The organism is Lysinibacillus sp. NPDC097214 (assembly GCF_050277945.1).
GTDB lineage: Bacteria > Bacillota > Bacilli > Bacillales_A > Planococcaceae > Lysinibacillus > Lysinibacillus xylanilyticus_B.
This window is the reverse complement of sequence record NZ_JBNNSS010000001.1, coordinates 292,126-305,640: the sequence shown is the minus strand read 5'-3', so window position 1 is coordinate 305,640 and position 13,515 is coordinate 292,126. Positions and strand designations below refer to the sequence as shown.

Here is a 13,515-nt window from a genome sequence, read left to right as displayed (position 1 = left end):
GTAACACAAATTAACGTCTTTTCAGAAAGAAATATCTGCATTGTAGCTGATTAACTATTCCTTTTTAATCCAAATGAACTAATAGAAAACATAAAAGTAATCTTTAAAGTGCATAAATATATGTTTATTTGGAGGAATTTACTTTAAATTTGCTAATTAATGATATTTTGGAATAATATTTGTTAAAATGTAGCCTTGTATAAAAGTTGGCTGAAGTGGAAACTTGGTGACTACTTGAGATCAACGTTAAAAATGAGCTATTAAATAGCTTGATGTAGTTTGGGAGATGAAAGTATGAAAGAAACAATTTCTTCAGTTTGTATAACTGCTGAAACAAAAATTAACATGATGAAGCATAAGTCTGCTAATTATTTATTGTTAGCTATTTTTGGCGGACTTTTTATCGGATTTGGAATTTTGCTCATCACTACTATTGGCGGCTTATTAAGTCCAACTGAGGTACCAAGTATGAAAATCTTACAAGGATTAGCATTTGGTGTGGCACTTAGTATGGTCATGATGGCTGGGGCAAATTTATTTACTGGTGATAATCTAGTTTTAACGGTTAGTACACTATCAAAAAAATCATCACCATTTGAGATGTTGGGCATTTGGTCGTTTAGTTACATAGGAAATTTCTTTGGTTCTCTTTTAGCAGCCGCATTATTTTTTTACTCGGGGTTAGCAGTTGGAGACACAGCCGCTTACATTGAAAAACTGGCTACAGCTAAAATGAATGCTAGTTTCGTTGAACTTTTATTGCGAGGAATTTTATGTAACTTGCTTGTATGCTTGGCCGTATGGTGTACCTATAAATTAAAAACAGAGACTGGAAAATTAGTAATGATCTTCTGCTGTATTTTCCCTTTTGTCACAATTGGATTTGAGCACTGTATAGCAAATATGACATTGTTTTCCCTTGCACTCCTCATACCTCATGGTGAACTAGTATCGTTTGGTGGAGCCATTTCAAATCTATTACCTGTAACACTAGGTAATATTATTGGTGGAGCCGTTATTGGTTTTGTCTATTGGATGAATGGCAGAGATTGACAAATCACTAGGTATTGCTAATGCAGTCAGTTTAATTGGAGTAAAATACTGCTTGCCATGGCAATTTGAGAAGTGATTGTAAGGATCTGTTTACATATACAGGAATATAAAGCGATACGATTATATCAAGTGAAATTAACGGATGAATACTTGACAAATTCCATCTCTTAATATACTTTGACTTTTAGATAAATCGTAGATAGAATGACAGGTAGAGTTGCTTATGTAACTCTACCTATTTTTATTTCTGTCAATGTGATTAATGCTATGAAATTAATAGATAATGTTATGAATATAAAAGAGCGGAGGAACTCAAAAATGGAACAAGAAGTCAACCAACATACGATTCTTCAAGCAATTTTAGAGCTTTCAAAGCAAATGCAAGACATGAAATCGGATCTTCAACAACAAATCGAAGCAGTTGAGAAGAGATTAGAAGAAAAAAACGAAGCGTTGGAAAAAAGATTAGATAAAGTTGAACAAAATTTAAGTCGAAAAATTGACCTTGTAGATGCAAAGTTTGATATTTTATCATCAGATGTAATAACGACAAAAGCTGAAGTATCTATGCTTAAACAAGTAAAATAGTATTAATTATGCCTCGACATCATTCCATGACACACGCTACCGTATTCCTTAAGGGTACGGTATTTTTTTATGGTATAATAAATGTCACGAAGGAGTGAAAACATTGTTAAAAACAGAGGTATTTGAACAATTAAAAAAGGCAATGAAAGAAAAGGATGTATTAGCAAAAGGCGTATTATCGCTTTTGAAATCTGCTCTAGATTTAACTGAAAAAGAAAAGGGAGAAGCTTTAACGCCTGAAGAGGAAATCACTATTATAAATCGTGAAGTAAAGCAAACAAATCAGGCTCTAGAGGGTGCTCAAAATGCAGGGCGCGCAGACTTAATTGAAAAAGAGGAAGCGAAATTAGTTCTTCTAAAATCATTTTTACCAGAGCAATTAACTGAAGAAGAAATTACAGAAAAACTTTTGGCAGCTGGTGTTGTAAAAGGGATGAACATGGGGGAAGCGATGAAAATTGCAAAACCTTTACTAACTGGTCAGGCTGAAGGCGCTGTTATTTCAAAAGTTGTAAAGGGCCTTATTTAATATCGATAGAAACAGCCTCCTACTCCTATGTAGTAAGGGGTTGTTTTTTTGGGCTACTTTATTTTTTGTGCCAAGTTTGTGTCACTATTGCCAAAAAATGAAAACACCTATATACTCATTATTAACCACTGGTCAACAAGGAGGATACTATGTCGCCACGTAAGCCGTCAACAAAAGATTTGACGAAAGAAATGATTATAAATGAGGCTCATAAGCAATTTATCACGAAGGATTTTCAGCAAATATCAATGCGAAGTATTGCTAAAGAGCTTGGTTGTAGTCATGGGGCTATTTACTATCATTTTAAAAATAAAGCAGAAATATTTTATGCAATATTAAGTGACTATTTCACTGAACTAAATAATACTTTAGATGAAAATATGAACGGTCCTGATGATCAGACCACTAAACTGCTGAATGTTTTTGTAGGCTATATGGCGTTTGGTTTAAATAATCAAAGTCAGTATGAATTAATGTTTATCATGAGGGATAGCGAAATTGATGGGCTATCGCAAGAGGCAGCGAACCATAGTTATGAAAAATTTGCACAATCTGTACAGTCCTTATCACAGGCAGAACTGTTGATTTCAGATATACATTCTACATTCATTGCTCTTCATGGATTTGTTGCACATTATCGTCATTATGTAAAAAATTATGAGGAAGCGAAAGAAGCAGTGGATGTACATGCAAAATTTCTTATCAAGGCTTTAACATTAAGAGAGTAGCTCTAGTAAAAAATCTAGAGCATTCTTTTAACAGTTATTTGACCAGTGGTTAATTAATGAGGGGGGAATAAAGTTTGCGAAAAGCATTAGTTATTGGGGCATCTGGTGGTATGGGTTATGCGCTAGTAAATGAACTAGTTAGTCGAAATATACAGGTGAAGGCATTTGCTAGAAATGAAAAAAAGTTAGTTGCACTTTTTCGGCAGCACAAAAATGTCGAAATCATTTCGGGTGATGTATTTAATGAACAAGATATAATGAGAGCTTCAAACGGTGTGGATATTATTTTTCATGCTATTAGTTTTCCGTATCAGGATTGGGAAAAGCTCCATTTGCGATGCTTAGATATGGTGATTAACATAGCCGAAAGGCGAGGAGCGAAGATTGCACTTGTAGATAATATTTATGCATATGGAAGACAATCGATAAACCCTGTAATAGAGCAAGCGAGAAAGGAACCACAGACGAAAAAAGGGAAAATTCGTTTAACGATGGAAAATAAATTGAAAAACAGTAAGGTACCCTCGTTAATTGTACATTTCCCTGATTTGTATGGACCAAATGCAGAGAATACAATACTCTATGAAACATTAAAAAGTGTTGCACAAGATAAAAAAGCTAATTTTGTAGGGAATATGCAAGTGAAGAGAGAATTTCTTTATACAGTTGATGGTGCAATGGCTATGGTTGAGCTTGCTTTACGAGACGACACATATAATCAGAACTGGAATGTGCCGGCTGTTCACCCAATTGCAGGGGAAGAACTAGTGAAAATTTTACGTGACATTACTGGCTACAAAAAGGGTATTCGTACAGTTTCTAAAGGCATGATCCGACTGATTGGAATATTTGCTCCTTCTATGAAAGAAGTAGTTGAAATCTTGTATTTAACAGAAGAACCGGTCATTTTAAGTGGGGAAAAATTTGAAAAGGATATAGGTGCTTTACCAAGTACTTCATATACAGTAGGGCTAGAAGAAACGCTTGCATGGATGAACAAGAGGGCATTAAAAACCTTTTAAGAGTCAATGAAAAAATCCGCATAAACTTCTGTTGGTAGAAACTCACCTACAGAAAGCATAGCGGATTTTTTTATTAGTATTTCTTACAGCTTAAATTTTTGTATGATATTACGAAGTTCCTGTGCCATCTCAGCTAAATTATTTGAAGACGCTGTAATCTCTTCAATACTAGCTGATTGTTCCTCAGAAGCAGCAGCCACATTTTGAATGTTTCCAGATGCTTGAACGGCTATTACATTAACTTCCTCTACAGAAAATGCAATGTTGTTAACCCCGTCATTAATGTTTGAAATGATATTATTGACATAATCCATTTCTTGGGTTAATGAAGTAATATTCGAATATATTTCTTTAAAGGCTTCACCTGATTCATTAAAGCTAGTAGAGCTTTCTGCAAGATTACTACTGCTAATTTCCATGGACTTTACAGCTTGCACAGACTCTTCCTTAATGGTTTCAATACGTGTTCGAATACTATTTGTTGCTGCTAGTGATTGGTCGGCAAGTTTACGTACTTCTTCGGCTACAACCGCGAATCCTTTACCGTGCTCACCAGCACGTGCCGCTTCAATAGATGCATTTAAAGCGAGTAAATTAGTTTGATCAGTAATCTCGTTAATTAAAGTTACAATGTCGCCGATCTCATTTGAATAAGTGCTTAAACGTTTCACAACCTCTGAAGTATCTTGAATAGCATTAGATGTTAAGGCCATTTTTTCTGTAGCACTTTGAATCGTCGTATTGCCTTTTTCTGAAATAGAAGATGCATTAGATGCTTTAGTAGTGACATCATTTACGCTCGATACAACTTCTGACATCTTTGTGGAGATTGTCGTAATATGACTTTCTACTTCTTCAATAGAGGAAGTTTGTTTATCTGATCCTGCAGCTACTTCTTGCATGGAAGATGTTATTTGTTGAATCGATGCACTTGTTTGCTCAGAGCCTGCCGATAACTCTTCGGACATAGCAGCTACTTGCTCTGCATTTTCAGCAATTTGCTGAATAAGTGAGCGTAAGTCTTCTGTCATATTTTCAATGCCACCTGAAAGCTGTGCAATTTCATTAGAACCCTGTATGTTAAGTGATTCAACAGCTAAGTCTCCTTGTGCCACTTTACCAACATAACTAGTCATATTTTTAATTGGTTTTATAATGCCTTTACTAATGAAATAAGCCACAATAATACCGAATAACAAAAACATCACAGTCATGATGATACAAATCCAAAGAGTCTCTGTTTGAAGTTTAGAAATAAAGGAAGCGTCCATATCTAAACCAAAAAGAATATCAGTATCTTTAAATGGTAAAAAAATCGATTTATGAATTCCGTATTCATCTTCATAAATATCACTGGATTGAACGGTTTCAGTATCTAGTGCATCCTTCATTTCCTGGCTAAAAACATAGTCTGCTTGATAATCATCTTTATCGCTTAATGCCACGATATGTTCTTTACCATTTGCACGGGAAAGAACGTAGGCATTTTGAATATCATACTCTTTAAGAGTGTCATTTAATTCTTTTAATATGTCATCATATTTATCCTTATCGCCGTCATCTGCAGCTTTGACGTCATTTTCGTCTAGATCATCAAAAATTGTATTTGATATTACGTCTAATGATGACTCAAATTGAGTAATAACAAAATTATCGATGATCCGATAAGATGTAATAAATAAGACGATACTAAAAATTACTGAAATAATAGCAATTGGAATAGTGAAACTTGCAATATATTTATAGAGTAAAGAGCTTTTAAATTTTTTGACTATACTCAACTTTAGCAGCCTCCATTACTTTCACCTTTTGTTGTAAGAACTGAACCATATCACTAACATGTTCTGTCTCGGTATAAGGAGAAATTGAAAAGAATTTTGCAGCAGCGACTGGAATTTGTTGTTTTGTATCGCTAGTATTGACAGTGCAAACACGTGTTGTATCACCGAAAAATACTTCGTCGCGACCTTCTCCTATAATTTCAAATAAAGAAGCGTTAAGGCCATTAATATATTCAATCTGATCTTGTGTATAGCTACCTGTCTGTTCAGATTTCCAATTCAAGCCTTCTGGATACAAACGAAATGCTGTGACTGGTCCAATATTAGACTCATTGACTACTTGTAACATTGGCGTTTTCTCAGCTAACTGCGCACGGAACGCTAAATTTACACGCACATAATTAGCCAATATTTGTTGGTAGCCTTCTTTACCAAACGCTTGTAATGCAGCATAAATAGCAATTGAACTACCCATACGAGAGCACTCTAATGTATAGCCTGTATGATAAGAACCATAGCCTCGATTACCAACATAAGGTGTGTCGAAGTCCTCAATATCTAATAGTTGCAAATGTTTTCCTTCTTTTATTAAGAATAAGCTTGTTAAATACGGTGTTTGACCAAGCTTTTGGAAGTCAAAGCAAAGGCTATCTGCAATAGGAAGATATTGCATACGGTCTCTAATTTGTTCAAGACCTTGTAAAACATCAGTCTCGAACTGAAGTGGGTTCGCCTTAAAATCATAATCGTTGAAAAATGCGTAAAAACCACCTAAAGCTGAATCAGCATGAATATGTATAGGTTTTAATGAATGTTTTTGTTCTAGCTCAGTTGTAACATTTTTGATTGCTTGTACATCGTCAATGGCAAATTGATCTGTAGCGCCTGTTGTAGCAACTACATACACTGGAATGCCACCATTTTCGATAACCTCAGTCATACGTAAACGTAAGTCTTCGATATCCATTGAATGGTCTTTTCCAGCTTTAACACGAATTAAATGTTTGCTACCGATGCCGACTGCTTCAATTGATTTTAATAAGCTGTAATGTGCATTTTCAGAAGCGAAGCAATATAAATTATTTGGTACGCCATCTTCCTTTGCGTTCGGGAATTGTTTAGCAATCGCAAGACGTAGCCCACTGAAAACAGCCCCTTGTCCACCCCAAGTTGTGTAACCAAAACTTTGTGTATAGTCATAGCCAACTAACTTCGACATCATTGCTACTACCTTTACCTCACATTCTGCGGCAGCAGGTCCGTATACATCCCATAGATTGTTACCGTTAAGTAGAGCATTCGTAAATTGGCCTAGAATACCGGGAATACTCGCCATTGGCAAAACATTTGTTACAAAGTTGCGTGTATGGTAAGGGTGTCCTTGCATCAATTTTGTCAATTCATTCACAACTTGATCAAGTCCGACACCTGAAGTTGGAACTTGATTTTCTTGCATTAACTCTTTATAGAAATTGTCTGAGCGTTCTTTCATTGGTCCAAGAGTCGTTGCGTTTGGGTTTTTTAACTCATCTAATGATGAAACAATTTTCTCTAAGAGGGATAAAAAATTCTCTCTTTGTTCGATATTACCATCTTCACTTTGGAATAATTGCTGGATTTTTTTCATATGCATCGTCCTTTTTAGTTCGTTTTTCCTCTATTTTTAAATTAACAAAAATAGGTCGTTTTACTAAAGTTATGATAACATATTATAACAAAAAATGAATTTATATTTTACCAGAAAATTAATTTTGACATTTCTAAATAGTCGAACTTATTTCGAGGGGCGAAATAATTAAAAGAAAATTATAGTAGATTATTTTGAAAAAGTTGATTTTAAAGGGTTTTTGAGACTCTTTATTTATGAATTATTGCAAAGTTAGTGACGGAGAAGTGCTATGAGGAGATGGGACTTTTTATGGAAATACTATTAAAATAATAATTTTGACTTAAACAAAAAAGTGTGAATTTTTTTAATACTTTGTAACTATTGATGGGGTGATATATAAATATTGACCTACGTTTTATCAAAAAGGAATCTGCAAAGTAATTTTCATTTTCAGCAGAAACACTCCTAACAATACCGATAATTTTTTCAATCATAAACCATACTAATCGAGAGGTGAAAAAATGTATAAATTGCTATCGCATAATGATTTAGATGGAATTGGTTGCGGAATTTTAGCCAAACTTGCCTTTCAAGATCAAGTGAAGGTAAGGTACAATTCGATTTCATCGCTGGATCGCGAAATTGAGTATTTTTTAGACACGAACGAACAAGGTACATTTTTATTTATTACAGACTTATCGCCAAACGAGGAAAATGAAAAAAGATTAAATGATTATTATACCGCCACTGGCAATGTTCAACTTCTTGATCATCATAAAACAGCCTATCATTTGAACGATTATGAATGGGGTAAAGTATTAATAGAAGATGAAAATGGATATTTAACATCAGCAACGTCTTTATTTTATCAGTACCTTGTATCACATGGATTTTTAGAACAAACAAATTCCGTCACAGAATTTGTAGAATTAGTAAGGCAGTACGATACATGGGAATGGGAAAAGAATGATAATCAACAAGCACGTCGGCTAAACACTCTCTTTTTTTTAGTATCAATCGATGAATTTGAAGAAAAAATGCTTGAACGTTTAAAGACAAGCGAACACTTTGACTTTGATGAATTTGAAAAGAAAATTTTGACTATGGAAGAAGAGAAAATAGAACGGTACATCCGCCGAAAAAAAAGGGAGCTAGTACAAACATCGATAGGAGATTACTTTACAGGTGTGGTGTATGCAGAATCTTATCATTCAGAGCTTGGGAATGAGTTGGGGAAAGAAAATGTACACCTTGATTTTATAGCTATATTAAATATGGGTGGCAAAAGAATTTCCTTTCGTACGATTCATGACCACGTAGATGTTTCGGCTATTGCAGCAGAATTCGGAGGGGGAGGGCATCAAAAAGCAGCTGGTTGCTCTTTAACAGATGATGCTTATGAGCAGTATGTGACCCAAACATTTCATATAGCACCAATACCAGAAGACGCAAAACGAAATCGCTATAATTTAAGGTTTTCTTCTTTTGGGACCATGTATAAAAACCTGAATGAAGAAAATTTCCTCCTATATTCAATAAGTGATTTTGATTGGGTAATTGAAAAAAATAAACTTCCAATAGATCAGATCTTTACAAGTTTTTATGAAGCAGAATGGTTTTTAAAAAGAAATTATCAAGCATGGTTAGTGAAAGATGAGTTGTTTGTAGATTATTTAATGGAAGAGGCAAAAAAGGTTCGTCATCTAGAGTAAGGGATATAGACTATTCATAAAATGGTATGAAAAAATGGTCGAGGGAATCTTTGAGATTGTGTAAAGCCTTAAATAGGGGGATTTCCTTTTCAGGACTTACTTTCTAGTGGGCAAGTGTCGAACTGCTTCACTTTCGCACAAAAACATATCTTTTTGAAGTTATGCCGATGATATATGTAATGAGAAGTGGTTGATTGGAGTGGAGATTGGACTACTCCTCGGGGATCAGCGATAGAGGAACGAAGGCTAAGACCATCACATCCTGTGATAACGCCTTCGTGACCAACATCATGTTGGCCCGAGACCCTGCAGCGAAGCGGGAGGGGAACGAAGGCTAAAAGCATCACGTCCTGTGATAACGCCTTCGTGACCAACATCGTGTCGCTGCCGCTACGTTGCACTACGCTTTCGCACAAAAAACATCTGTTGCCCCGACGCCCCCAGGAAGCTTTGCTCTGTGCGAAAGCGAAGCGTCAGCAACAAAGCGCCCAGTCGGAACGGAAATCAACCCCTCGTTTTGCAGAAGCACTATGTTCATTCAGATAAATTAAAGGAATATACATTATTCCTTTAGATACATAGCGAAATCAGCCAAATCAAGACAACGTTAGAGGTTATATAATGTTCAACTGAAAACTACAATAAATAAAAAGCTTTTGTGCAGACATAATTTCTTAAAATGAGGTGTACATGATGTCCGATATGCTTCTAGTTGAGAATCAGCCAAAGGGAAATCGAGCACGCAAAATATGGTTTGTTGTAGTATTGCTTTTATTGGTAGTTACTTGTGCCATTGTTTTTTATTTTTTGTTTAATAAGGATTTGAATTTTGAAGCCTACAAAACAACGGTCGGTAAAACTACTGAAAATAGTCTAGGGCGTTTAACGTTAAATGAAATAATAATTGACGATAACCAAATATTATTGAATGCTACCTTTAAGCCGGTAAAGGGCATAAATTTCGACCAGCAAATTTTTTTCTTTCCACAGGTTTTTGTGAATGGAAATGAGTTCACGGTTAGAAATGGAGGACAAACAATCCAACAATCCGATAAAACCTATACAATCTATAGTAGTGTGAAATTAAGTGAACTACCAGCGGATAAAACATTGAATTTAGATATTCGTTATAACGACTGGAACGGGGAAAAAAAGATTGACGAGCCATGGGAATTTCAAGTGGAAGCTTCACAAAAGCAATTACAAGATGATAGAAAGGTTTTCCCTGTTGAGAAAAAAGTACAGCTGTTAGATGGTCAGGAAATAACAATAGAAAAGGTTGTTTCTACTCCAATATCAACAACGATTTACTTTGATTCTGAGAAAAGCCTGTTAAATGAAGCATTTCATTTTAAAATCCAATCATCAACAGGGGAATCTTGGCCCTTTAACTTAGCGTATCCTTTAAATGAAGATTATACGAAGTGGGGGGTCCGCCTCGATGCCTTATATTTAACGGAGGAGAGCTATGAGCTGATTCCGATTGCTGCTAATGGAAGTGAGCTTGGTTCTGCTATTAAAATTGGAGGTGAATAACGAAACTAGATTTTTACAGTAAAAACTTTACAATATCTTAAACAACAAGGATGGTTCCCCCGTGTAATATGAATATATATGGAATGGAAAGTAGTTGAAGATATTGCGAAGGTTATGGGGAATTTTTTTAGTTTCGCTTAAATTAGGGTGCACATCCTTTGGGGGTCCCGCTGCACATTTAGGATATTTTCAAAATGAATATGTTCAGAAGCGTAAATGGTTATCTGATAATGAATACAGTCAACTAGTTGGGCTCAGTCAATTTTTACCTGGGCCAGCATCGAGCCAGGTAGGGATGGGTATTGGCTTATTAAGAGGCGGTTTATTGGGGAGTATTGTGTCATTTCTTGGTTTTACATTACCATCTGTTTTACTACTTATGGCATTTGCGTATTTTTCTGCACATATAGGGATGGATATGGGCTGGATTCATGGCTTGAAATTGGTGGCTGTTGCGATTGTTGCGCAAGCTATTTTTGATATGTCAAAAAAATTAATCCCTAGTTTACGCCATTTTATAATCACTTTATTGGCTCTTGTAGTAGTGCTTTTATGGGTGCATCCACTTGCTCAGGTAACGACTATTCTTGTTGCTTCTTTTATAGGCTACCTCTTTTTTAAGATGACAAATCAAAGAGATGACCCAAAAGAAACGATGGTCCCTATTTCAAAAACGACTGGTATATGCTTTTTAGCGCTGTTTGTTATACTGCTTGTTGGATTACCAATTGTTAGCTCGCTAATTCAAAATAAATGGTTTACGATGATTGAAAAGTTTTATTTATCAGGTGCATTAGTGTTTGGCGGAGGCCATGTCGTATTGCCTTTACTAGAAGCACAGTTTGTCCAAAGTGGATTAATGAGTTCTTCTGATTTTTTAGCAGGATACGGAATGACGCAGGCAGTCCCTGGTCCATTATTTACGTTTGCTTCCTATATAGGTATGGTCATTGCTGGAGTACCTGGGGCTATTATTGCGACGATAGCGATTTTTTTACCGGCATTTTTGCTAATGGTAGGGGCAATGCCTTTTTGGCTAACTCTTAATCGTTTTGCTGGGTTAAGAGGGGCGATGGTTGGTGCAAATGCAGCAGTTGTTGGAATATTAGCTGCAGCTTTTATTCATCCAATTGTTACAAAGACAATTCAAAATGGTTTAGACATAGTAATTGCAGCCGTTTTTTTATGGTGCTTGATGCGTTGGAAAATTCAACCTTATTTACTTGTGCTAATGGGTGTTTGTGTAGGAATTGTATGTTATTAAGTACACAAAAAAATTATTGCCGTGATTTTGATTCGTATGGTGATTTCACTTGGGGTATTCATCTACATAGTGCTTTGTAAGGAGCGACGAAACTGTGAGGTCTATATGATGAGGCTAGTTCGCGTCCTTTTAATCATAGCCGCTTGTTGACTAATCTTGAATCCGTGGAAAGCTTTCACTCGGGATGAAAATCATCATTTTTATTGATAAACATTAATTTATATTTATTCCTTTCTCGATGAATCAAACCCACTTGTTGCAGAGGGTTTGATTTTTTTGTGAAATGGGCTACTTACATAAAGTGCGTACAGCTTTTTTTACAATTTCCCCCTTTTAAAACATATCTAGTAGACAGGATCCTTCTATAAAATGTTTATTTATGTCATGCAATTGTTAAGATAAATAATGTGAATACCCTATAGTTTTGATTTAGTTATTTTTACTGGTTGGATTCATGGCGTTCCCTGTCTTGATTGTTTATAATGAGGAAATGGAAAAAGACTAACGAGAAAGAAGGGATAGCTATGGCACGGGGTGTTTACATTCATATTCCTTTTTGTCATCAAATTTGCAACTATTGCGATTTCAATAAATTTTATTTTAAAAATCAACCAGTTGATGAATATATAGAAATGCTTGGCAAGGAGATGGAGCTTGCAACTAAAAAATATCCCGAAAGTTTTAAAAAAATCGAAACGATATTTCTTGGTGGCGGTACACCAACAGCATTAACGCCTCAACAAATAGGGAGACTTCTTGAGCTTATTCGTACGTATATTCCAATGGACAGCGTGACGGAATTTACGTCAGAGGCCAATCCGGACGAGCTATCAGAAGCAAAATTACAGGCATTATTTGTTGGCGGTGTAAATCGCATAAGTATGGGTGTGCAATCCTTTGATCAAGAGTTGTTAAAGAAAATTGGCCGTACACATAGCAACAATCATGTCTATGAAACAATTGCCTTGGCGAAAAAGGTAGGTTTCAGAAATATTAGTCTGGATTTAATGTACGGTTTGCCGGGACAAACGATGGCACAATGGACGGATACATTAGAAAAAGCGTTCGCGCTGGATATACCACATTATTCTGCATACTCACTAATCGTAGAGCCGAAAACGATTTTTTATAATCAATACACAAAAGGTAAGCTTCATTTACCAACTGAAGATCTTGAGGCGGATATGTACGAGGTGTTAATGAACCAGATGGAGGCACATGGACTTCGACAATACGAAATTAGTAACTTTGCTCAATCTGGTTTCAGTTCTAGACATAACAAAATATACTGGGAAAACGATGAATATGCAGGCTTTGGTGCGGGTGCTCATGGATATCTAACTGGTATGCGATATTCAAATCATGGACCATTGAAAAAGTATATGGATGCAGTAAATGCAGGAGAACTACCAATTGTATATGAACATGTTGTAACAGAGAAAGAGAAACGTGAAGAGCAAATGTTTTTAGGTCTGCGTAAAACGGAAGGAATTACACACACTATATATGAAGAAAAATTTAAAGAATCGATGCATAGTAATTACTCACATGTTATTGAAGAGTTAGTTTCAGAAGGTCTTTTGGAACATGATACTAAAGGAATTCGGCTTACGCGAAAAGGTCGTTTTGTAGGTAATGAAGTATTTCAACAATTTTTACTAGAAGATTGAGCGATATCGTTGACATAAAATGT

Annotated in this window: 11 protein-coding genes; 9 read left to right on the top strand and 2 right to left on the bottom strand. The window is 35.6% G+C overall.

Annotated features, from left to right (window positions below; all coding sequences use genetic code 11):
- The first annotated feature begins 294 nt into the window (after positions 1-294).
- The 5 genes from ACQKMI_RS01510 to ACQKMI_RS01490 all read left to right on the top strand — a co-directional run bounded on the left by ACQKMI_RS01510 (position 295) and on the right by ACQKMI_RS01490 (position 3,920).
- Positions 295-1,053 (top strand): formate/nitrite transporter family protein, encoded by a 759-nt coding sequence (locus tag ACQKMI_RS01510; RefSeq protein WP_427415026.1) that lies wholly within the window; start codon positions 295-297, stop codon positions 1,051-1,053.
- 204 nt (positions 1,054-1,257) lie between these two features.
- Complete coding sequence (locus ACQKMI_RS01505) at positions 1,258-1,641, top strand: hypothetical protein (protein WP_427486872.1); 384 nt, start codon at positions 1,258-1,260, stop codon at positions 1,639-1,641.
- A 103-nt stretch (positions 1,642-1,744) separates the two neighbouring features.
- The gene (locus tag ACQKMI_RS01500; RefSeq protein ID WP_427486871.1) at positions 1,745-2,170 is read left to right on the top strand and encodes a GatB/YqeY domain-containing protein; all 426 of its coding nucleotides are present in this window, start codon (positions 1,745-1,747) and stop codon (positions 2,168-2,170) included.
- Positions 2,171-2,319: 149 nt separating this feature from the next.
- The gene (locus ACQKMI_RS01495) at positions 2,320-2,898 is read left to right on the top strand and encodes a TetR/AcrR family transcriptional regulator (RefSeq protein WP_427486869.1); all 579 of its coding nucleotides are present in this window, start codon (positions 2,320-2,322) and stop codon (positions 2,896-2,898) included.
- Positions 2,899-2,972: 74 nt separating this feature from the next.
- A complete protein-coding gene (locus ACQKMI_RS01490; RefSeq protein ID WP_427486868.1) occupies positions 2,973-3,920 on the top strand; it encodes an SDR family NAD(P)-dependent oxidoreductase in 948 nt (315 codons plus the stop codon).
- Positions 3,921-4,003: 83 nt separating this feature from the next.
- Here ACQKMI_RS01490 and ACQKMI_RS01485 read toward each other — a convergent pair whose 3' ends face one another.
- Both ACQKMI_RS01485 and ACQKMI_RS01480 read right to left on the bottom strand, forming a co-directional pair.
- Positions 4,004-5,701: a methyl-accepting chemotaxis protein gene (locus ACQKMI_RS01485; RefSeq protein ID WP_427486867.1), complete on the bottom strand. Its 1,698-nt coding sequence runs from the start codon at positions 5,699-5,701 to the stop codon at positions 4,004-4,006.
- Positions 5,679-7,328: a pyridoxal phosphate-dependent decarboxylase family protein gene (locus ACQKMI_RS01480; protein WP_427486865.1), complete on the bottom strand. Its 1,650-nt coding sequence runs from the start codon at positions 7,326-7,328 to the stop codon at positions 5,679-5,681. Before ACQKMI_RS01480 ends, ACQKMI_RS01485 begins: the two co-directional genes overlap by 23 nt.
- Before the next feature lie 503 nt (positions 7,329-7,831).
- Between ACQKMI_RS01480 and ACQKMI_RS01475 the strand changes: the two genes are divergently transcribed.
- From ACQKMI_RS01475 to hemW, 4 genes are all read left to right on the top strand, one after another.
- On the top strand, positions 7,832-9,022 hold the full coding sequence (locus tag ACQKMI_RS01475; protein ID WP_427486864.1) for a DHH family phosphoesterase: 1,191 nt from the start codon (positions 7,832-7,834) through the stop codon (positions 9,020-9,022).
- A 693-nt stretch (positions 9,023-9,715) separates the two neighbouring features.
- Entirely contained in the window at positions 9,716-10,558 is an 843-nt protein-coding gene (locus ACQKMI_RS01470; protein WP_427486862.1) for a DUF5643 domain-containing protein, read from the top strand.
- A 94-nt stretch (positions 10,559-10,652) separates the two neighbouring features.
- Positions 10,653-11,822: a chromate efflux transporter gene (gene chrA, locus ACQKMI_RS01465; protein ID WP_427486861.1), complete on the top strand. Its 1,170-nt coding sequence runs from the start codon at positions 10,653-10,655 to the stop codon at positions 11,820-11,822.
- A 524-nt stretch (positions 11,823-12,346) separates the two neighbouring features.
- Positions 12,347-13,492 carry a radical SAM family heme chaperone HemW gene (gene hemW, locus ACQKMI_RS01460; RefSeq protein ID WP_427487331.1) on the top strand — a complete coding sequence of 382 codons (1,146 nt, stop codon included), beginning with the start codon at positions 12,347-12,349 and terminating at the stop codon, positions 13,490-13,492.
- Positions 13,493-13,515 lie beyond the last annotated feature (23 nt).

What these genes read in the sequence shown, in the direction of transcription:
- ACQKMI_RS01510 (WP_427415026.1), top strand. Translation starts at nt 295, where the DNA reads ATGAAAGAAACAATTTCTTCAGTTTGTATAACTGCTGAAACAAAAATT.
- hemW (WP_427487331.1), top strand. Translation starts at nt 12,347, where the DNA reads ATGGCACGGGGTGTTTACATTCATATTCCTTTTTGTCATCAAATTTGC.
- ACQKMI_RS01505 (WP_427486872.1), top strand. Translation starts at nt 1,258, where the DNA reads ATGACAGGTAGAGTTGCTTATGTAACTCTACCTATTTTTATTTCTGTC.
- ACQKMI_RS01470 (WP_427486862.1), top strand. Translation starts at nt 9,716, where the DNA reads ATGTCCGATATGCTTCTAGTTGAGAATCAGCCAAAGGGAAATCGAGCA.
- ACQKMI_RS01480 (WP_427486865.1), bottom strand. Translation starts at nt 7,328, where the DNA reads ATGAAAAAAATCCAGCAATTATTCCAAAGTGAAGATGGTAATATCGAA.
- ACQKMI_RS01495 (WP_427486869.1), top strand. Translation starts at nt 2,320, where the DNA reads ATGTCGCCACGTAAGCCGTCAACAAAAGATTTGACGAAAGAAATGATT.
- ACQKMI_RS01475 (WP_427486864.1), top strand. Translation starts at nt 7,832, where the DNA reads ATGTATAAATTGCTATCGCATAATGATTTAGATGGAATTGGTTGCGGA.